Consider the following 19,436-nt stretch of genomic DNA (forward strand, 5'->3'; position numbering starts at 1 on the left):
GGACGCCTTGAAAGGAAAATTTGGGCGTTTTGTTTCGTATGTCGTCTGAAACGGGCGTTTTGGCATAGAATGGAGTTGCAGACCGCTGGATTCTGAACTAAAGTGACCAGAGAAGAGTGTAATTATAGTAGGGGAGATGAGTCATGGGGAAAATCATCTGTCCGGAGATGATGACGGCGCATCTTTCCCCGTGCGCCACGAACGAGAGCGCCACGGCGCGCATGCTCGACCCGAGGCTCGCATAACACATGGACATCCGCATCTATTACGAGGACACCGACGCAGCGGGCGTGGTCTACCATGCCAGCTACCTGAAATTTTTTGAACGGGCCAGAACGGAATACTTCCGGGAACGGGGCCTTGGGGTGGCGGAACTCGCCGATGCCGGCTTCGTCTTTCCCGTGATCCGCATGGAGATCGATTTCAAGGCGCCCGCCCTGCACGATGAGCTGGTCTCGATCATTACCCGCCCGGAACGGGTTGGGGGCTCATCTTTTACGGTACGGCAACAGGCGGTGCGCCAATCGGACGGCCGGCTTCTGGTGGAGGCGCAAGTCAGCCTCGCCTGTATCGGCCCGCAACGCAAGGCGCGACGGATTCCGCAGGAGATCCGGCGCGTGCTAGAGGAAGGGGCGGTACAGGAGGCATGACAACGCAACAAACCGTGGATACCGCCGCCGGAACGCGCATCGAGCGCGGAGAGGCGTTACGCCTGCTGCAGGGCGCCGAACTGCTGGAGCTGGGGATTTGTGCCGACAGAATACGTCGCAAACTCCACCCGGAGGGGATGGTGTCGTTCGTCGTCGACCGCAACGTCAACTACACCAACATCTGCGACTCGAAATGCGCCTTTTGCGCCTTCTACCGCGACGGCGCCGCGGCGGACGCCTATGTGCTCACCCAGGAGGAAATCTTCGCCAAGATCGATGAACTGGTGAGGCTGGACGGCACGCAGCTCCTCATGCAGGGGGGGCTCAACCCCGATCTGAAGATCGATTTTTTCGAGCAGTTGTTCCGCGAGATCAAGGCGCGTTTTCCTTCGGTGCAGAACCACTCCCTTTCGCCGGCCGAGGTGGTCTGCATAGCGAAGAACTCCGGGCTTGAGCTGGATGAAACCCTGAAACGGCTCAAACGGGCCGGTCTCGATTCGATCCCCGGCGGCGGGGCCGAGATCCTGGTGGACGAGGTTCGCGGCAGCATCTCTCCCAACAAGATCGGCTGGCGCCAGTGGGCCGAGGTCATGTCCAAGGCAGCGGGGCTCGGCATGCCGACCACCGCCACCATGATGTTCGGCAGCCGGGAGAAGCCGGAGGACATCGTCGAACACCTGTTCCGGGTGCGGGAGATCCAGGACGGGGGCGGCTCGTTTACCGCGTTCATCCCCTGGACCTACCAGCCGGGGAATACGGAACTGGGGGGCGACACCGCCACCGGCGTGGAATACCTGAAGGTGCTGGCCCTGGCCCGCATCGTGCTGGACAACATCCCCAACATCCAGGCCAGTTGGGTCACCCAGGGGGCCAAGATGGCGCAGGTCGCCCTCTTTTTCGGGGCCAACGACCTGGGGGGCACCATGCTGGAGGAAAACGTCGTTGCCGCGGCCGGCTGCAGTTTCCGCATGTCCCGGGAAGAGATGATCGATCTTATTCGCGGGGCCGGTTTTCGTGCCGTCCAGCGTACCACTACCTATCACATCCTAAAGGAGTTTCCGGCTTGATATCTCTAACCCGGCAGGCCGGAACGTGTGAAATCGTCACTACCGCACCACGCCTGAAAGAACTGGCAGCCCATCTCTGCCGGCACCACGAATTGGCCGTAGATCTGGAGATGGATTCGCTCCACCATTATCGGGAGAAGGTCTGCCTGATCCAGATATCGACCCGCAGCGAAAGCTGGCTGATCGACCCGCTGGCGCTGGAGGACCTGTCCCCGCTGGCCGCGCCGTTGGGCAATCCGGCGATCCTGATCGTGATGCACGGCTCGGATTACGATATCCGTTCCCTGCACCGCGACTTCGGCATCGAGGTGCAAAACCTCTTCGACACCATGATTGCGGCGCGCTTTCTGGGCATCGCCGAGTTCGGCCTTGCTGCCTTGCTCAGGGCGCGTTTCGGCATCGAACTGGACAAGAAGTACCAGAAGGCCGACTGGAGCAAGCGGCCGCTCAGCCCGGAGATGTGCGCCTATGCCTCGGCCGATACGTCCGACCTGCTGCCCCTGTATGACCAACTGCACGCCGAACTGGCCGCGAAAGGCCGCCTCGGTTGGCAGGAGGAGGAATGCGCCCTGGTGTGCCGGGCGCGGGTCAGCGAAAAGGAGGGGCCGCTGTTTCTCTCCTGCAAGGGAGCGGGAAAGCTCAAAGGCCGCAGCCTGGCGGCACTGGAAGGGTTGCTGCGCTATCGCGACCAGCAGGCCCGGCTCCTGGACCGGCCCCCCTTCAAGGTAATGTCTGCCGAAACGCTCCTGGAGGCGGCGGAGAAGAAGCCCCGCTCCCTGAGCGAGTTGTCCGGTATCAAGGGCATGACCCCCAAACAGCTCCATCGCCACGGTCCGGCCTTGCTGGCGGCGGTCTCGACCGCCCTGGAACTGCCCGAGGATCTGTTGCCCCGGTTCCCGCGCACCCGGAGGGAAGAACCGTCCGATGGTGCCAAGGAACGGCTCAAGAGGCTCAAGTCGTGGCGCGAAAGATCGAGTGCAGCCCTGGGGCTTGAACCGGGGGTGGTTGCCCCCAATTGGCTTCTGGAGGCTGTGGCGGAGGTGAATGCCGCCTCTCCCGCCGACCTGGACGGAGTCGCCGGGATGCGGGAGTGGCAGAAAGGGCTCTACGGAAGAGAGCTGATCGAGGTGCTTGAAGCTGATGGACAATGAAACACGCACGGAACAACCCTACCTGAGTATCGTCATACCGGTCTACAACGAGGAGGGCAATCTCGGCCCCCTGATGGAGAGGCTCTATCCTGCCGTCCAGGGGACCGGCCGGCCGTTCGAGATCATCTTTACCAACGACGGTTCCCGTGACCGCTCCCTGGAGATCCTGCGCGGGATGGTGCGGGAGTATCCCGGGGTCAAGGTGATCGAGTTCAACGGCAACTTCGGCCAACACATGGCCATCCTGGCGGCCTTCGAGGTGTCCCGGGGGGAGATCGTCATCACCCTGGACGCCGATCTGCAGAACCCGCCCGAGGAGATCCCGCGCCTGGTGGCGGAGATCGAAAAAGGGCACGACGTGGTCGGCACCATCCGTCAAAAACGCCAGGATACCTTTTTCAGGAGATCCGCCTCGCGCATCGTGAACATCACCACCAACCGGATCACCGGCATGCAGATGCAGGATTACGGCTGCATGCTGCGGGCCTACCACCGTTACGTGGTGGACAACATCAACCGTTGCCGGGAAGCCACCACCTTCATCCCGGCCCTGGCCCAGACCTTTGCCTCCAATCCCACGGAGATCGAGGTGGGACACGCCGAGAGGATGGAGGGGGAGAGCAAGTATTCGTTCTATAGCCTGATCCGGCTCAATTTCGACCTGATGACCGGTTTTTCGGTGGTGCCGCTCCAGATCTTCGCCCTGTTCGGCATCTGCACCGCCCTGTTTTCCCTGGTATTCGCCCTGTTCCTGCTGGTGCGGCGCTTCATCGTCGGGGCGGAGGTGGAGGGGGTCTTCACCCTGTTCGCCATCCTGTTCTTCTTCGTCGGCATCATCATCTTCGGCATCGGCATCGTGGGCGAGTATGTCGGCAGGATCTACCAGGAAGTGCGCAAACGGCCACGGTATGTGGTGCGTCAGACCTACGGGTTCGAAGAATAGGAGGTTGTTGAAAAACAGCCATCTTAGCGCCTAACGGCGTCCCGCTAGACGGGATGACTACACTATCGCTCCGTCACCGATAATTATGCTCACGCATAATTATACGCCGCCGTCCTCGAACGCCACCTTGTGCGGCGTAGCGCTGCTACGCCTCCGCGGTTTTTTTAGCAGAGCCGTTCCGGCTCTGTCCCTGCGGGATGAACTGCGCTGCGCTCCGTCACCGATAATCGCCGAAGGCGATTATACTGCGGGTGCGACGATCTGACTATTTTTGAACAACCTGAGCGGATAATTGAAAATAACCATTTCATGGGAAAAACAGTGCAAGCCGACAAACTGATAATCTGCGCCTACCATAATGTGGGCTATCGCTGCATCGAGGAGTTGTTGCGCCAGGGGGCGGACATCGCCCTGATCTTCACCCACGAGGATTCGCCCACGGAGGAGATCTGGTTCAAGTCGGTGCGCGAGCTGGCGGATGCCCACGGCATCCCGTACCTGACCACGGACATCTCCCTTCCGGAGAACGTGGCGCGGGTGCGGGCCATCGCGCCGGACTTCCTCTTCTCCTTCTACTACCGCAACATGATAAAACCGGCGGTGCTGGAGATCCCGAAGCGGGGCGCGTTCAACCTGCACGGCTCGTACCTGCCCAGGTACCGCGGCCGGGTGCCGGTCAACTGGGCGGTGATCAACGGCGAGAGCGAAACCGGGGCGACCCTGCATCACATGGTGGAGAAGCCGGACGCCGGCGCTATCGTGGACCAGGAGCGGGTGGAGATCGCCTTCACCGACACGGCTTTCGATGTCTTCAACAAGGTTACCGACGCGGCGGCGGCGGTCATTGCCCGCGCCTGGCCGCAGGTCCGGGAGGGGAGGGCGGCGTGCATCCCCATGAACCTGGCGGAAGGCGCCTACTTCGGCGGCCGCAAGCCCGCCGACGGCCAAATCGACTGGCGGCAAAGCGCCGTGCGGATCTACAACCTGATCCGCGGCGTGACCCACCCCTACCCCGGCGCGTTCAGCCACCTGGACGGCCAAAAGGTCGTCATCTGGTCCGCCTGGCCGGTGGCGGGGAGCGGGGAACCGGGGCGCATCGTGTCGCTTCGCCCGTTTCTGGTCGGCACCGGGGAAGGGCTGCTGGAGATCCGGTCGCTCCAGGCGGAGAACGGGGCCGAGGTCGCCGCAATGGAATTTACCACGGATGCACGGCAGTTTACGTAACAGACTGTTGAATAACTCAGGCTGTTCAAAAATAGTCAGATCGTTGCATCCGCAGAAAAGCCCCGCGGAAGCGTAGCAAGGCTACGCTGCACAAGGGGTTTTCGAGGACGGCAGCGAGAGGACTGTTTTCAACAACCTCTCAAGGAGAAATAGAGCATGAAAGTACTGATCTTGGGCGTCAACGGCTTCATCGGCAACGCACTCACCCACCGTATCCTCACCACCACCGACTGGGAGGTCCATGGCCTGGACATGGCCTGCGACAAGCTGGAGCGCTCCCTGGGGGATTCCCGGTTCCACTTCCTGGAGGGAGACATCACCATCAACAAGGAGTGGATCGAGTATAATATCAAGAAGTGCGACGTCGTGTTGCCGCTGGTTGCCATCGCAACGCCGGTTACCTACGTCAAGGACCCGCTGCGGGTCTTTGAGCTGGATTTCGAGGAAAACCTCAAGATCATCAGGCTGTGCCACAAGTACAAGAAACGGGTCATCTTCCCCTCCACCTCCGAGGTGTACGGCATGTCGCCCGACCGGGAGTTCGACGAAGAGAACTCGCCGCTCATGCTGGGGCCGATCGCCAAGGAGCGCTGGATCTACTCCTGCGCCAAGCAGATGCTCGACCGGGTGATCTACGCCTACGGCATGCATGAAGGGCTCAAGTTCACCCTGTTCCGCCCCTTCAACTGGATCGGCCCCAAGCTGGACAGCATCCACACCGCCAAGGAGGGGAGTTCCCGGGTCCTGACCCAGTTCCTGTACGACATCCTGGCCGGAGAGCCGATCCAACTGGTGGACGGCGGCAACCAGCGCCGCTCCTTCACCTTTATCGAAGACGGCATCGACGCCCTGATGCGGATCATCGAGAACAAGGACGGCTGCGCCGACGGCAAGATCTTCAACATCGGCAACCCGGCCAACGATCTGTCCGTCAAGGAGTTGGCCCACAAGCTGCGCGACATGGTGGCGGAATTCCCGCTCTACCGGGAAAAGGCCGAGAAATGCCGGATCGTCGAGATATCGTCCGACCAGTTCTACGGCAAGGGGTACCAGGACATGCTGACCCGTGTTCCCTCGGTCAAGCGCGCCAAGGAATGCCTGGGATGGGAGCCGGTGACGAGCGCCGACGAAGCCCTGCGCAAGACCCTGGAGTTCTATCTGGTGGATGAGCGGGAGAAGCTGTCGGAATTCCTGTAAACCGAGGCGGATTGCCACAGAGCCACAGAGGCTCGGAGATAAAACCATAGAGAACAGCATGGCGGGTCATCTGAAATTCACAATGGAACAGCGCGTTTCCCGTATGGTTCATTCTGAAATGAGCTCCGCCATAGCTCTGCGTCTCCGTGCCTCTGCGGCACGTACCGTGAATGATGTTTGACCGTCGCGGTTTCACGCTGATAGAGATCGTGGTGGTGCTGGCGATCATCGGCATGGTGATGATGCTGGTCATCCCGCGCCTGCCGAACTCCGAGCGGGAGGACCTGAAGATATCGGCGCGGACCCTGGCCTCGACGCTGCGCTACCTTCAGGACCGGGCAACCACCACCGGGACGACCTATTATCTGCACCTGGAGCCGGGCACGGACACGGTCAAGGTGATGCAGGCGGCGGGCGACGGGAGCGAAAAAGAGCCGGAAGATCCCTTCCTGCAACAGCGGCCGACCAAGGAAGGGGTGCTGGTGGCGGATGTGGTCATCCCGCGCCTGGGCAAGCTGAGCGACGGGCAGGTGCGCCTCGATATCGGGGCGGGAGGCCTGCGGGATTTCGTCACCATCCACCTGAGCTCGCCCGACGGCGAGTTCTGGACGGTGATGGGCTTCCCTTCCAGCGGCAAGGTCAAGGTCTACCAAGGCTACCAGGAAGATGCGCTATGAGGAGGCTGTTGGAAAACTCTGGTTGTTCAAAAACAGTCAGATCGTCGCACCCGGAGGAAGCCCCGCGGAGGCAGGCCCTCTCTCTATCTCTCCCCCAGAGGGGGAGAGCATGCCTTGCCCTCTCCCTCTGGGAGAGGGCAAGGGTGAGGGTTTGCAGCGCTACGCCGCACAAAGGGGATTTCGAGGACGGCGGCGAGATGGCTGTTTTTCAACAACCACTGAGAGGTTTTACCCTGCTTGAGGTGATGGTGGCCCTGGCCATCATGGCAGGCGTCATCCTGACGGTGCTGGGTGCGGTCAACTACCACCTCACCATCATCACCAACGAGCGGGACAGCACCGCCCTGACCATTCTGGCGCGGGCCAAGATGTCCGAACTGGAGCGTCAGGGCATCCCCCAGAAGGCCGAGGGGACCCTGGCCCCGGACCATCCGGAAATCTCCTGGCAGGCCGAGCAGTTTCCCACCGACCTCCCCGTGCTCCGGAAGTTGGTGCTGCGGGTGTGGCGAACCAGCGACAAACGGGAGGTGGTGCTTGAGCGCTATCTCACGAAATAAGGGTTTTACCCTTCTGGAAGTCCTGATCGCCGTGGTCCTCCTGGGAATCCTCACCGCCGCGTTGTACGGGAGCTATTTCGCGGTATTGAAAGCCAGGGAACGGTCGGCGGAGGGGATGGAGGAACGCCGGGAACTGGGCAATACCCTTGACCTTCTGCGGCGGGAGATCGACTCCGCCCTCTACACGAGCAGCGACAAGCGGCTCAAATTCGTCGTCGAGGACCGGGACAGTTTCGGCCAGCCGGCCTCCAATCTGGAAGTGACGACCCTGGCGCCTCCGGCGCCTCTGGTGGACGGGCGCAAGGAATCGGGCGTCATCGACGTGCAGTACCGCATGGAGGAAAAGGAGGACAAGCACCTGATCCTGACCCGCAGGGAGCAGGATGTCCTGCTGGAATCGACCGACGTGTCCGCCTACCCGCAGATGGAGCGGATCAGCTCCTTTCTGGTGGAATGCAGCAGCGACGGCTCGAAATGGGTGAAAAGCTGGGATACCGCCCTGAACGGCAGACTGCCGAAATGGGTGCGCGTCACGGTGCAGGTGGAGGAGAACGGCAGCCTGGTGGCGTTCTCCGTCTATGCAACCCCCAGGGCGGGCAGCTTGTGAGGGGCGAAAAGGGCTTTGCCCTGGTCCTGACCCTGGTGGTCACCGCCCTGATGGTGGCGGCGGCGGTGGAACTGATCCACCAGGTGTACGTGGATACGTCACTCAACCGTAATTTCCGCGACGGCCAGCAGGCCTCGCTTCTGGCGGAGTCCGGGCTCTACGGCGGCATCAGGTTGCTCCGGATGGCGCTTTCGAGCCAGGATGGCTATACCTCGCTCTCGGACACATGGGCCGCGCCGTTCAAACAGGAGGACGAGACCGGCCGCATCGAGATCACGGTCACCGAGGAGAGCGGCAAGATCAATCTCAATGCGCTGGTGAATCCCGACAATACCGTCAAAGAGGAGACCCTGAATATCCTGAAGCGCCTGGGTACGCCGCTGCAGATACCGGAGAGCGCCTGGAACGCCCTGGCGGACTGGATCGACACTGACGACCTCCCCGTGTCGGGCGGTTCCGAAAGCCCCTATTACCTGTCCCTGAGCCCGCCCTACTCGGCCCATAACGGGAGGCTGACCACCGTGAACGAACTGACCCTGGTCAAGGGGTTTACGCCGGAGATGGTCGCCAAACTCGCGCCGTTCGTGACCATCTACGCCGACCAGCCGGGGAGCCTGGTCGCCCAGAGTGTCCGCGTCAATGTGAACACTGCGCCCAAGGAGGTCATCATGGCCCTGGACAGCGACATCGACGAGGGGCTGGCGGAACGGGTCATCGAGGAGCGGAACCGGCTACCGTTCACGAACTCGGACACACCAGGGTCGCGGGTCAATAATTCGTTGTTTGACAATCTGCCAAGCCGGGACAAAGTGACGCTCATATACAAAGGGACCTTGTTCCGGATCACGGCACGGGGCTTCGTCAAGGACGCGGCCCGCACCGTCGAGGCCGTGGTCAGGATGGACGGGACGCCGGAGATCCTGTCGTGGCAGGAGTACTGAGGACCGTGGGGGTTTAGCCGTTTGCTGAAAAACTCAGGTTGTTCAAAAATAGTCAGATCGTCGCACCCGGAGAATGTCCTGAGGAGGCGTAGCAGCGCTACGCCGCACGAAAGGGCGTTCGAGGACGGCGGCGTATAATTATGTGTAAGCATAATTATCGGTGACGGAACGATAGCGTAGTCATCCCGTTTAGCGGGACGCCGATAGGCGCTAAGATGGCTGTTTTTCAACAACCTCCAGGGTATTATGGCCATACCGACTGACATCCAACGCCAGGTCTACGACCTGCTCTCCCAGGCGTCCAACCTCTCGTTCGTAAGCGCCGAGCAGGAGCCGGGGGCACGGGTCAGCTTTGTCCCCGGCCAGCAGGTGAGCGCCCAGGTGCTGACAACGCTGCCGAACAACATGACCCAGGTGCAGATCGGCACGGAGCGCTTCAATCTGGCGTTGCCCATGACGGTCCGTCCGGGGCAGACCCTGGAGATGACCTTCGTTACGGGGGAGCCGCGCTCGACCTTTGCCGTTGCGCGCCAGGATGTCCCCGCCCCGGCGGTTACCCTTTCGGATGCGTCCCGGTTGTTGAGCCTCCTGGTCGGCAGCGAAGAGATCGTTGACCCGCAGGTGCGCGCCTCTCTGCTGAGCATCAGCGACATGCTGCGGCGTTCCCCTGGAGAGGCCGGCGTTCTTGCCAACCTGATGGACGAGGCCCTTACCTATGGTACGGCACGGGAGGGGGACACGGCGCCAACCCTGTTGCCGGAGGTTCCTTTCCAGCAGGACCGTGCCGGGCAGGGGGGCGGAGCGGCGGCCGGCGCCCAAGGCGGCCCCACCGAGCAGGCGCGTCTGTCGTCATTCGAGGCCAATGCGGCCCAACTCCTCCGGAATATCGCCCAAAACTCCCGTTTTGACCTGACCGAGGCGGCCAACCAGCCGGTAACGCCGCTTCCCCTCATGCCGGGCGAAGAGGTTGACGCGGCGGTGCTCGGCACCCTGCCCGGCGGCCGGGTGTTCGTCCAGCTTGCGGGAACGGCGCTGGAACTGGTTGTTCCCCGCCAGGTCCAAACCGGGGATATCCTCCGTCTGACCTTCATCACCTCCGAGCCCCGGCCGCTGTTCGCGTTGCAGCGCACCGCCGCCGGGGTCCCCAGCTCCCTCAGCGAGGCCGGTCGCTGGCTGAGCGCGCTGGAGCATACGGAAGGGGGCGTTTCGGAACAACAGATATACGTGCTGGAGCGGCTGAACACGGTACTGAAGAGCCTGCCGCCCGATTCGCCGGCCTTTACCGCGATCCAGGACGAGGCCATCACCTATCAGACGGTCATGCGCGGCCGCCAGTCCGCCGAACCGCCCTCCGCACAACCGGAGACGGCGCTCCAGGCGGGTGCGGCCGTCGTGTCCGGCCAGCAGGCCCCGCTTTTGCCGGGCAACGGCATCGTCCTCAGCGACGACATGGCCAAGCTGCTCCAGGCGCTGATCAAGGGGAATCGCCTGGCGCTCCTCGAAGCCATCAACCAACAGGCCGCCGGGACCGGTTTTGTGCCGGGGCAGCAGCTCAAGGGCGAGGTCGTCGCCTCCCTGGGGGGGGGACGCTTCATGGTGCAGGTGGCCGGACAGGCCATGGAGTTCTCGCTGCCCAAGGGCATCAGGCAGGGCGACATGACCACGCTCTTTTTTGTCACCGACGAGCCGCAACCCACCTTTCTGATGGCCCGTTTCGGCAAGCCGGGCGATGCGCGGGTCAGCGAAACCGGCCGGTGGTTGAGCGGGTTTATCGGCACTGCCGGCGAGCAGGTTCCGGCCCGGGAGACCTTGGGAATAGTGAAGGCCCTGCTGTCCGAGCCACCGACCGACGCCTCCCAGGTAAGCCGGCTTTTGCAGCAGGGGTTGCGGGATGGCGGCCTGTTCTACGAATCCCATCTGGCGCGCTGGTTTGGCGGCGACTATCCCCTGGAGGATATCCTGCGGGAACCACAGGGGCAATTGTCCGCGCTACGCCGGCCGTCCGGGCTGGAGGTGGCCAATCCGCCGCAGGATGCGCTCCCGGCCGGTTTGAAAGGGAGCCTGGAGTCTCTGGAGGCGGCCTTCCAGAAGGCCGGCGCCGCCATGCCCCATGAAGGTGTCGTGGACCAGCAGGCCTTACCGGTTGTCAAGGAACAGTTGGCCACGTTGCAAAGCGGACAACTCGTTTTCAGCGGAGACCTGGTGCCGGGCCAGCAGTTGGAGTGGACGGTGCGGGAGCGCGAGGCGCGCCGCAATGCGTCGGGGGAACAGACCCGCTCCTGGGAGACGTCGCTTACCCTGGATATGCCGAAGTTGGGGAATGTCACGGCCAGCCTGAAACTCGACGGCACCCGGGTGAGTATCGAGCTGCACGCCGCACAGCCCGATTCGGCCGGACTCCTGAGGAGCGGCATACCCCGCCTGGCCGAGCAGCTCGAGGCTTCCGGGCTGGTGCCGTCCGAGATCGGCGTAACGCATGAAATCCCGTAAGGACGAAGAACGCCGCGCCGCGGCCCTGACCTACAAACAGGGCTATTATGCCCCCGTGGTCGTTGCCAGGGGCAAGGGGGTGATGGCCGAGGCGATCATCGCCTGCGCGCGCGAGGCGGGGGTCTATGTCCACGAGTCACCGGAACTGGTCAACCTGCTGATGCAGGTGGACACCGACCAGTTCATCCCGCCGGAATTGTACCGCGCCGTGGCGGAGGTGTTGGTGTGGCTGTACGGAATCGAACAGGAATCAGGTTGTTGAAAAACAGCCAGCTTAGCGCCTAACGGCGTCCCGCTAAACGGGATGACTACGCTATCGCTCCGTCACCGATAATTATGCTCACGCATAATTATACGCCGCTGTCCTCGAAAGCCCTTTTGTGCGGCGTAGCGCTGCTACGCCTCCTCGGGTCTCCCTGCGGGTGCGACGATCTGACTATTTTTGAACAACCTGGGTTTTCAACAGTCTGTTAGAGGGAGGGAACAATGCAGATCAAATTCGGAACCGACGGCTGGCGGGGGGTCATTGCCCGCGATTTCACCTTTGACAACCTTTCCCGGGTGGCCCAGGCCACCATGGATTATCTCAACCGTGACGGTTCAGGCGCCCAAGGGTTGGTGATCGGCTATGACCGGCGCTTCCTCTCCCGCGAGTTCGCCCGGCGCGTTGCCGAAGTGGCGGCGGGCAACGGCATACGCGTCCGCCTGACCGACGGCTATGCGCCGACACCGGCCGTGTCGTGGGCGGTTCGCGAATTGGGGGCCGGGGCGGGCGTCATGATCACGGCAAGCCATAACCCTCCGGAATACAACGGCTTCAAGGTCAAAGAGTCTTTCGGCGGCTCGGCCCGCCCCTCCACCACAAAGGTGTTGGAGGAGATCGTCGCCTTCAATCAGGCCAACGACCGTCGCGTGGTGGCAACCCCCTTCGAGGAGGCCCTGGAGAAGGGGATGGTTGAATTTTTCGACCCCTGTGCGGGCTATTTCCGCCAGATCGGCCGCTATGTGGATCTGGAGCTGATCGCCAAAGCCGGCATTCCGGTCGTCGTCGACCCTATGTACGGTGCCGGTTCTGGTTTCCTGCCCCGCCTGCTGGCCGGGGTCCACGAGATCCACAACAGCGAGAACCCCTCTTTCGGAGGGCAGGCTCCCGAGCCGATCGGCGAGCACCTCACGGAGCTCTCCGCGCTGCTCAGAGGCGGCGACTACCGGGTAGGGCTGGCTTTGGACGGTGATGCCGACCGGATCGGGGCAGTGGATGAGAACGGCGATTTTTTCTCGTCCCACTGTATCTTCACCGTCATCCTGCGGCACCTTATCGAGCACAAGGGGCTGCGGGGCGGCGTGGTCAAGACCGTCTCCACGACCCGCATGGTGGACCTTTTGGCCCGGAAATACGATCTGCCGCTGTTCGAGACCCCCATCGGCTTCAAGCATATCTGCGAGCTGATGCTGACGGAGGATATCCTCATGGGGGGCGAGGAGTCGGGCGGTCTGGGCGTCAAGGGCCATATCCCGGAGCGGGACGGCATCCTGCTGGGGTTGCTGCTGCTGGAGGCCGTGGCGGTAAGCGGGAAAGGTCTGCGCCGGCTCCTTGACGAAACCATGGACGAGATCGGGCACTTCTCCTACCGCCGTATCGACCGGCGTATCGAGGTTGCCGCCAAGGAACAACTCATTGCGCGTCTGAATGCCCGCCCTCCGGTCGAGATCGACGGCCGCCGGGTGGCTTCCACCAACTTCAGCGACGGCTTCAAATTCATCTTCGAGAACGGCGACTGGCTTTTGATCCGCCCCTCGGGGACCGAACCGGTCCTGCGGCTCTACAGCGAGGCCGGAACCCCGGAGCAGGTGGACCGGCTGCTGCGCGCGGCGGAGGTCCTGGCGGCGGCTTGAAATACTGCGGTCAGGACCGCAAACAGCGAAAATTATACGGTATGGAATTAATAACTTGACATATCCTCGTATAGTTTTTTATATCAAGGTAAGTTAGTATAATCAGCCAGCCATCAGAGGGCAAAACATGGGCAACCGTGTGACGCAAAGCCACCTGTCCACGCATCTTTATGGAAAGAGGGGCTATACGATCGGCTCAGGATAAAGCCTACTGCGGTTATCTGGGTAGGCTTTCTTTGTGCGGAAGGCCGTAACATTAGAGAAATGATAAAAATGGATGAATTTTGCTGTTTTTGTGATATTAGTTGCCACGTATAAATGAGCGTAAATACTAAGCCCAATGGGATACTTGAAAGAGGAGGATTACTGGCATGGCGAATATTCTCATCGTTGACGATTCTTCCACAATGCGCAAGATCATTTCGCGTTCGCTCAGGCAGGCCGGCCTGACGGTTGATGAAATATATGAAGCGGGCGACGGTATCGAAGGGTTGAGCGTGCTTGCCTCCGGCAAGCCGGTTACACTGATCCTCTCGGATATCAACATGCCGAATATGGACGGCCTGGAATTCATCAAGCAGGTCAGGGCCAACGGCAATCCGGTCCCGATCGTCATGATCACCACGGAGGGGGGCGAGGAGATCCTCAAGGAGGCTATCGCGAGCGGAGCCAGCGACAGCATCAAAAAGCCCTTTACGCCTGAACAGTTGCAGGAGAAACTGGGAGGGCTGATATGAGCCTTAACGCCGACATCGCTGATACGGCACGATTTACGGAAGAACAGCTCGCCCGGTACGTGATCGACGCCACCAAGGATGTTTTCTCCACGATGGTCATGATGGACCCGGCCGACGATTATCCTCTCAAGGAGCCCATTCACCGCTTTCAATGCAGCATCACCGGCATGGTGGGGTTCGCGGGCATCTATTCGGGGGTGATCTCCATACACTGTCCGGTCGCCCTGGCCCTTCAGATTACCTCCAGCATGCTGGGCATGGAGTGCGAGGAGGTCAACGAGGACTTGAACGATGCCATCGGCGAAATCGCCAATATGCTGGGGGGCAGCGTCAAGCAGGTCCTGTCGAAGGGAGGGATGGATGTAAAACTCTCGATCCCGACGGTGATCTCCGGAGAAGACTATACCGTCAATTCGCTCTCCGATATCGACTGCGTCGTCATTCCCTTCAAGGTCAACGACAACAGGTTCCTCGTCGGACTCACCCTTAAGAAGGAAGACTAACAGCGCATTGCGGGCGCAAGGTTGCTTGCCCCGCGCACAGCGCGATCCTGGACGGAAGACAACCCCCGATGGATGGATATACCACGTTACATGAGATGTTGGCTTCTGCCCTGAAGCAGGCCGGCGAAGAAAGCGGCATGCTTTTGGGGCAGGAGCTTGCCATCACCCTTTCGGATTCGCTCAAGTCCAGCAAGACCTCCTATTTCGGCGGTCTTGAAGACGCCTGTTTCGTGATCGGCGTCGAATCGCGGGAGTCTTACACCGGCCAGTTTTACCTGCTGTTCTCCCTGCGCGACGCCATCGTGATGAGCAGCATCCTGCTGGGCATCCCTCCCGCCCGTATCCAGGAAAAGAAGCGCCTGTGCATCATTGAAAGCGACGACATCGATGCCTTTGCCGAGATTGCCAACATGATCAACGGGGCGTTCAACACCGTTTTTCAGGGCAGCCTCCCCAACAAGGTGCATCTGAAGTTGCTTTCACCCAAAAAGTTTATCCCCGAAGTCGACGAGTTGAGCGAGAGCGAGCCGCTCCCCGAGGGCGATTACCTCATGTTCCGCTCGAAACTCGAGATGCCGGACCAGGAATTGAACTACCTGGATGTGCTCATACCCGTTGGGTTGGGCAACCAGTTCGATCCCCCCAGCGAGGAACCGGCGGCCCCTCCGGCGGAGGAGGAGACCGACCAGGCGGCCCCGGCCGAGGATACCCCGGCACAGCCGCAAGCCCAGGATGGCGAAAGTGTTACGGCCGCCCAGGCGCTTGAGTCCGGTTCGGCGGATAGCGGGATCGACAGCGTCGTGGTTCTGGAGGACGATGGCGAAGCGCGCCGCCAGATGGTGGCGGTGGCGGTTTTGAGCGGTTATCAGGTAGTTGAAGGGACGCTCAACGCCGATATCAAGGAACTCTTTGCCGGCCGCAACGTGCGGCTGGTGTTGATAGGTTCGCAGGATGCGAATGACCACGAACTGGCGGTCTGCATCAAGGTCAACGCCATTCGCCAGGATTCCCCGCCCCCGATTATCATGAGTGCCCAGCGTTGGACCCGGACAGCCGTATTGAAGGCATTGAAATACGGCGCGCGGGAGATTATCATCAAACCGTGTAGCGAAGAGGAACTGATTGCCAAGGTGCGCAGGTTCTGTAACCCGCCGGTGCAGTAGCGGCCCGTAACGGGCGGGGGGGTCCCTTTATGTTGTCTTATCGGTGCGGCATACGCACGCTGATGCGTGGCATGACTTTCGCGGCTGCCATGCCGATGGTGCTTTCGGCCATGCTTGCCATGGGGTTTTGCCCGTCCTCAGCCCAGGCCTCCATCCCTAACCACGTGTTCCGGGTCGATATCAGACCCAAACAAGGGTATACGCGTATAATTCTGCGGTTCAAAGAAGATCCGCGCTTTTCCGTTGTGTCCCTGCCCGGCAACAGGTTGCGGCTGGAGCTCCAGGAGACGGACGGCCCGCTTTTCCACAAATACCGCCGCTATTCCGATTCCAGCATCGGCGGCCTGCTCTTCACCCGGCGGGGCGCGGACCTGAACGTTACGTTTCAAACGGCGCCCGGAACCGGCTGGCGGGATATCAGCGTCGCGGGCACCTGCGCCATTACCCTGGATATCGGCAAAAAGTTCAGCCCGGCCCCTCCCCGCCTGTATATTGCCGGGCGCGAAAGGATCTGGGACGGTGCGGAGAAGCTGGTGCGGGATTTTGACCCCCCGCTGAAAACGGACATCCCCTTCCTGCCGACCGACCGGCAGATTCTGAAGAATATCCTTAACGACAGCGACCAACAGGCGTTCATTGCGGCCGAGGCGGCCCTCTACAAAGGCTTTCTGACCGAAGCCGAGGAGCCCTTCACCCAGTTCGCCTCCCGGCAGAGCGCGGTGAGGCCGCTGGCCCTCTACCGCCTCGGCGAAACATGGTATAAGCTGCAGAAGTACCCCCAGGCGCTGGCCGCCTTTCGCGAAGCCGAGAAGCTCTGGCCGGCATACCTCGTGTTCAACCCGAGTGTTACGTTCTATTATGGGGACAGCATCGCCCGGAGCGGCGACCTCGCCAGCGCCCGCGTACTCCTTGCCCGCCTGATCGCCCGGCTTGCGGACAAGAAATTCGCCCCTACCCTGCTGGTACGGCTGGCCGATATCCTGACGCGCCAGGGGCACGACCCGGAGGCCCTGGCCATCTATCGAACGGTGGCGGACAACTTCCCGGACAACAAGGCCAACCAGATGGCGCAGTTGCGCCTGGCCGACCGCGATTTTTTCCGCGCCACCCCGTGGGACCACCAGCGCCTGAGCGACCTCTACCTGGAGATTTCGCGCCAGAGCAGCGATGTGGACATGCGCGAGGAGGCGCTGTTCAAGCATGCCTTGCTGAATGCCATAAACGGCGAGGCGTCCGATGCCCTGCAGCAACTCGTGACGTTTCAGAAACGGTTCCCGCGCGGAGTCTATGCCACGGTGTGCCGCACCATCCGGGAGGTCCTGGTTGCCCAGGTTTACCATGAAAGCGCCTGGGGCAAGGATGCCCCCGGTCTGATCAGGTTTGTCGAGGAGCATCAGGACTACCTGGCCGCCTGCATGGACCTGCCCGACTTTCTCCCGAATGTGGCCAAAGCGTTCGATGAGGCGGGCCAGCCCATCGAACTGATCAAATTCTATACGACCCTGCTCGATCACCAATGGGCGGCCGCCAGCGCCCCGTACCTCTATGAGGAGGTTGCCTCCAATGCGGATCTTCTCGGCGATAGCGTCCTGGCCGAGAAAACCCTGCGCACCTTCTTGCGGAAATACCCCGCCCATCCCCGGGCGCGGCTTATGCTGGAGCGTTTGGGAGCCATGTATTTCATGGACGGCAAGTATCAGGAGGCCCGGGACACCCTGCTATGGCTGCTCAACAAGAAGGAGCACGCCCTGAAGGCCGAAAGCTACTATTATCTCGGCCGCTCCTTGTGGGAGCAAAAGGGCGGCCCCCAGGCCGATAAGGCAATGACCCTCTACATTGCCACGGCCGGCCGGGATGAAAAGGATACCCGTTTCCTGCCCGACGCCTATTACGTGGCCGCCTCGGCGCGCCTGGCATCGGGGGACCGCAAGGGCGCCCTGCGTCTGCTCGACGCGGGCATCAAGCTGCCCGGCAACGACCGTAGCGAAGAATTCCTCTACAAGGCGGGCGAGATCAATTCCCTTGAGGGGAAAAAGCAGGTCGCCCGCTCGTATTTCGAGCAAGTGGTAAAAAAAGGCAAGGACGGGGATTGGAAAAGGCTGGCCCAGCAGGCCATGGATTCCTTGGGTCCAGAGCCGGTCAAGCGGTAACCGGCGGAAGCGTCGCAACTGTCAATAATCAGACCCGGTCAAAAAACCGACACGAATTGTGGCAAAACTGTGGCAGAACTGTGCACAGGCAATTGCTGTTGGCGATGTCATGATGACGGGCTCCTTCGTGCAATAGCCGCCTGTTCCTGCCTGACCCGCAAAACGGAACGCATTTTGCATTAAGGGTCACGGTGCGTTCTTTTATCGAAGGGGAGGTTCACCATGCCGGTTGACGGAATTTTTGGCACAACCATTGACCTGTTGGGCAAGAATATAGATTTGCGGACCAAAAACCAGAACCTGATCTCATCGAATATCGCCAATGCGGAAACCCCCAATTACACCCCCAAGGCTTTGGAGTTCGAGCAGGAGTTGCAGGATGCGGTCAAAAACGGCAGCAAGGGGACACCGGCCATTACCAACCCGCGGCACCTGCCGTTGAAAGGGGCCGCGACCCGTCTCCAGTCCGTGACGGGCCAGGTCGTCGAGACCCCCGCCAAGACCCCCGGCAACGACGGCAACTCGGTGGAATTGGAGAACGAGATGAGCAGGATGGTGGAGAACCAGATCATGTACAACGCCTCGGTCCAGATGCTCTCCAAAAAGTTCAGCGATTTGAGTATGGCGATCAAGGGAGGTAATTGATGGATTTTTTCAGCTCGATGAATATCAGCTCCTCGGCCCTTACGGCTGAGCGGACCAGGATGAACCTGATCTCCAGCAATCTGGCCAACGCCAGTACAACCCGGACCGCCGAGGGCGGGCCGTACAAACGCAAGGATGCGGTCTTCGCCGCAACCCCCGTGGAGAGCCGCTTCAACCGGGCGCTGAACAGCGCCGCCGGCCAGCAGGCCAGCCAGGTGGAGATCACGGAGATCGTCGAGGACCAGAATCCTCCGCGCATGCAGTACGACCCCGGCAACCCCGACGCAAACGCCCAGGGCTACGTGGCCATGCCCAATGTGAATGTGGTTGAGGAGATGGCCGACATGATCAACGCAAGCCGCAGTTATGAAGCCAATGTGACGGCGGTGCAGGCGGCCAAGAGCATGGCGCTCAAAACCCTCGAAATCGGCAAATAGTTACCCAGCCGGGCCCTGGCACCGAACGGTGCGTGACCGGTTGAACCCTCAGGGAGGTTTAGTGTGGAATTGAAAGGTATTGGAAGCGATCTCGGCCTCGGCGCGGCACTCCCCGGAGTCAGCGGGACAAAATCGACGTCGGTGGTCGAAGGGGCCGGAAAATTTTTCAGTGAGCTCGTTTCCAAGGTAAACGACATGCAGACGCAGTCCGACCAGGCCATTCAAGGGCTTGCCACGGGAGAGAACAAGAATCTCCATGAGGTGATGATCTCCATGGAAAAGGCCAGCATTTCCTTCCAGTTCCTGGCCCAGGTGCGTAATAAGGCTGTGGAGGCCTATCAGGAAGTGATGCGCATGCAGGTGTAGGAGGTTGTTGAAAAACGGTCATCTTAGCGCCATCC

At 61.1% G+C, this 19,436-nt stretch carries 20 protein-coding genes and 1 riboswitch; all 20 genes read left to right on the plus strand.

The window, feature by feature from the left end; genetic code table 11:
* Positions 1–248: 248 nt before the first annotated feature.
* Complete coding sequence (locus LDN12_RS00240) at positions 249–650, plus strand: YbgC/FadM family acyl-CoA thioesterase (RefSeq protein ID WP_223920522.1); 402 nt, start codon at positions 249–251, stop codon at positions 648–650.
* On the plus strand, positions 647–1,717 hold the full coding sequence (mqnC, locus tag LDN12_RS00245) for a cyclic dehypoxanthinyl futalosine synthase (protein ID WP_223920524.1): 1,071 nt from the start codon (positions 647–649) through the stop codon (positions 1,715–1,717). The genes LDN12_RS00240 and mqnC overlap by 4 nt, the downstream gene beginning before the upstream one ends.
* Positions 1,714–2,868 (plus strand): ribonuclease D, encoded by a 1,155-nt coding sequence (locus tag LDN12_RS00250; protein ID WP_223920526.1) that lies wholly within the window; start codon positions 1,714–1,716, stop codon positions 2,866–2,868. The genes mqnC and LDN12_RS00250 overlap by 4 nt, the downstream gene beginning before the upstream one ends.
* Positions 2,855–3,811 carry a glycosyltransferase gene (locus tag LDN12_RS00255; protein WP_374045068.1) on the plus strand — a complete coding sequence of 319 codons (957 nt, stop codon included), beginning with the start codon at positions 2,855–2,857 and terminating at the stop codon, positions 3,809–3,811. Before LDN12_RS00250 ends, LDN12_RS00255 begins: the two co-directional genes overlap by 14 nt.
* Before the next feature lie 309 nt (positions 3,812–4,120).
* A complete protein-coding gene (locus tag LDN12_RS00260; protein ID WP_223920529.1) occupies positions 4,121–5,035 on the plus strand; it encodes a formyltransferase in 915 nt (304 codons plus the stop codon).
* A 156-nt stretch (positions 5,036–5,191) separates the two neighbouring features.
* Positions 5,192–6,232, plus strand: coding sequence for a bifunctional UDP-4-keto-pentose/UDP-xylose synthase (locus LDN12_RS00265; RefSeq protein WP_223920531.1), 1,041 nt, complete (start codon positions 5,192–5,194; stop codon positions 6,230–6,232).
* Positions 6,233–6,402: 170 nt separating this feature from the next.
* Complete coding sequence (locus LDN12_RS00270) at positions 6,403–6,909, plus strand: prepilin-type N-terminal cleavage/methylation domain-containing protein (RefSeq protein ID WP_223920533.1); 507 nt, start codon at positions 6,403–6,405, stop codon at positions 6,907–6,909.
* Positions 6,910–7,052: 143 nt separating this feature from the next.
* On the plus strand, positions 7,053–7,466 hold the full coding sequence (locus tag LDN12_RS00275) for a prepilin-type N-terminal cleavage/methylation domain-containing protein (protein ID WP_223920534.1): 414 nt from the start codon (positions 7,053–7,055) through the stop codon (positions 7,464–7,466).
* Positions 7,444–8,073: a type II secretion system protein GspJ gene (locus tag LDN12_RS00280; protein WP_223920535.1), complete on the plus strand. Its 630-nt coding sequence runs from the start codon at positions 7,444–7,446 to the stop codon at positions 8,071–8,073. The genes LDN12_RS00275 and LDN12_RS00280 overlap by 23 nt, the downstream gene beginning before the upstream one ends.
* The gene (gene gspK, locus LDN12_RS00285) at positions 8,070–9,014 is read left to right on the plus strand and encodes a type II secretion system minor pseudopilin GspK (protein WP_223920536.1); all 945 of its coding nucleotides are present in this window, start codon (positions 8,070–8,072) and stop codon (positions 9,012–9,014) included. The genes LDN12_RS00280 and gspK overlap by 4 nt, the downstream gene beginning before the upstream one ends.
* A 246-nt stretch (positions 9,015–9,260) precedes the next feature.
* Positions 9,261–11,504 carry a flagellar hook-length control protein FliK gene (locus LDN12_RS00290; RefSeq protein ID WP_223920537.1) on the plus strand — a complete coding sequence of 748 codons (2,244 nt, stop codon included), beginning with the start codon at positions 9,261–9,263 and terminating at the stop codon, positions 11,502–11,504.
* Positions 11,491–11,766, plus strand: a complete 276-nt coding sequence (locus tag LDN12_RS00295) for an EscU/YscU/HrcU family type III secretion system export apparatus switch protein (protein WP_223920539.1) — start codon at positions 11,491–11,493, stop codon at positions 11,764–11,766. The genes LDN12_RS00290 and LDN12_RS00295 overlap by 14 nt, the downstream gene beginning before the upstream one ends.
* Before the next feature lie 224 nt (positions 11,767–11,990).
* On the plus strand, positions 11,991–13,400 hold the full coding sequence (locus tag LDN12_RS00300; RefSeq protein ID WP_223920541.1) for a phosphoglucomutase/phosphomannomutase family protein: 1,410 nt from the start codon (positions 11,991–11,993) through the stop codon (positions 13,398–13,400).
* A gap of 109 nt (positions 13,401–13,509) precedes the next feature.
* A riboswitch (cyclic di-GMP riboswitch) is annotated at positions 13,510–13,591 on the plus strand.
* Positions 13,592–13,771: 180 nt separating this feature from the next.
* A complete protein-coding gene (locus LDN12_RS00305) occupies positions 13,772–14,137 on the plus strand; it encodes a response regulator (protein WP_223920543.1) in 366 nt (121 codons plus the stop codon).
* Positions 14,134–14,640 carry a chemotaxis protein CheX gene (locus LDN12_RS00310; RefSeq protein ID WP_223920545.1) on the plus strand — a complete coding sequence of 169 codons (507 nt, stop codon included), beginning with the start codon at positions 14,134–14,136 and terminating at the stop codon, positions 14,638–14,640. The genes LDN12_RS00305 and LDN12_RS00310 overlap by 4 nt, the downstream gene beginning before the upstream one ends.
* A 68-nt stretch (positions 14,641–14,708) precedes the next feature.
* Positions 14,709–15,803, plus strand: a complete 1,095-nt coding sequence (locus tag LDN12_RS00315) for a response regulator (RefSeq protein ID WP_223920547.1) — start codon at positions 14,709–14,711, stop codon at positions 15,801–15,803.
* Positions 15,804–15,874: 71 nt separating this feature from the next.
* Positions 15,875–17,953, plus strand: coding sequence for a tetratricopeptide repeat protein (locus tag LDN12_RS00320; RefSeq protein ID WP_223920549.1), 2,079 nt, complete (start codon positions 15,875–15,877; stop codon positions 17,951–17,953).
* A 222-nt stretch (positions 17,954–18,175) separates the two neighbouring features.
* Entirely contained in the window at positions 18,176–18,598 is a 423-nt protein-coding gene (gene flgB, locus LDN12_RS00325) for a flagellar basal body rod protein FlgB (protein WP_223920550.1), read from the plus strand.
* Entirely contained in the window at positions 18,598–19,035 is a 438-nt protein-coding gene (gene flgC, locus LDN12_RS00330) for a flagellar basal body rod protein FlgC (RefSeq protein WP_223920552.1), read from the plus strand. The genes flgB and flgC overlap by 1 nt, the downstream gene beginning before the upstream one ends.
* A gap of 63 nt (positions 19,036–19,098) precedes the next feature.
* Positions 19,099–19,401 carry a flagellar hook-basal body complex protein FliE gene (fliE, locus tag LDN12_RS00335; RefSeq protein ID WP_223920554.1) on the plus strand — a complete coding sequence of 101 codons (303 nt, stop codon included), beginning with the start codon at positions 19,099–19,101 and terminating at the stop codon, positions 19,399–19,401.
* Positions 19,402–19,436 lie beyond the last annotated feature (35 nt).

The sequence above is a fragment of the Geobacter sp. AOG2 genome (genome assembly GCF_019972295.1).
Classification (GTDB): domain Bacteria; phylum Desulfobacterota; class Desulfuromonadia; order Geobacterales; family Pseudopelobacteraceae; genus Oryzomonas.

Excerpts from the sequence above, each read along its gene's own strand:
- flgB (WP_223920550.1), top strand. The coding sequence starts at position 18,176 with ATGCCGGTTGACGGAATTTTTGGCACAACCATTGACCTGTTGGGCAAG.
- LDN12_RS00240 (WP_223920522.1), top strand. The coding sequence starts at position 249 with ATGGACATCCGCATCTATTACGAGGACACCGACGCAGCGGGCGTGGTC.
- LDN12_RS00260 (WP_223920529.1), top strand. The coding sequence starts at position 4,121 with ATGGGAAAAACAGTGCAAGCCGACAAACTGATAATCTGCGCCTACCAT.
- LDN12_RS00265 (WP_223920531.1), top strand. The coding sequence starts at position 5,192 with ATGAAAGTACTGATCTTGGGCGTCAACGGCTTCATCGGCAACGCACTC.
- LDN12_RS00295 (WP_223920539.1), top strand. The coding sequence starts at position 11,491 with ATGAAATCCCGTAAGGACGAAGAACGCCGCGCCGCGGCCCTGACCTAC.
- LDN12_RS00270 (WP_223920533.1), top strand. The coding sequence starts at position 6,403 with ATGATGTTTGACCGTCGCGGTTTCACGCTGATAGAGATCGTGGTGGTG.
- LDN12_RS00320 (WP_223920549.1), top strand. The coding sequence starts at position 15,875 with ATGACTTTCGCGGCTGCCATGCCGATGGTGCTTTCGGCCATGCTTGCC.
- flgC (WP_223920552.1), top strand. The coding sequence starts at position 18,598 with ATGGATTTTTTCAGCTCGATGAATATCAGCTCCTCGGCCCTTACGGCT.
- LDN12_RS00310 (WP_223920545.1), top strand. The coding sequence starts at position 14,134 with ATGAGCCTTAACGCCGACATCGCTGATACGGCACGATTTACGGAAGAA.
- LDN12_RS00315 (WP_223920547.1), top strand. The coding sequence starts at position 14,709 with ATGGATGGATATACCACGTTACATGAGATGTTGGCTTCTGCCCTGAAG.
- LDN12_RS00290 (WP_223920537.1), top strand. The coding sequence starts at position 9,261 with ATGGCCATACCGACTGACATCCAACGCCAGGTCTACGACCTGCTCTCC.
- mqnC (WP_223920524.1), top strand. The coding sequence starts at position 647 with ATGACAACGCAACAAACCGTGGATACCGCCGCCGGAACGCGCATCGAG.
- LDN12_RS00300 (WP_223920541.1), top strand. The coding sequence starts at position 11,991 with ATGCAGATCAAATTCGGAACCGACGGCTGGCGGGGGGTCATTGCCCGC.
- LDN12_RS00305 (WP_223920543.1), top strand. The coding sequence starts at position 13,772 with ATGGCGAATATTCTCATCGTTGACGATTCTTCCACAATGCGCAAGATC.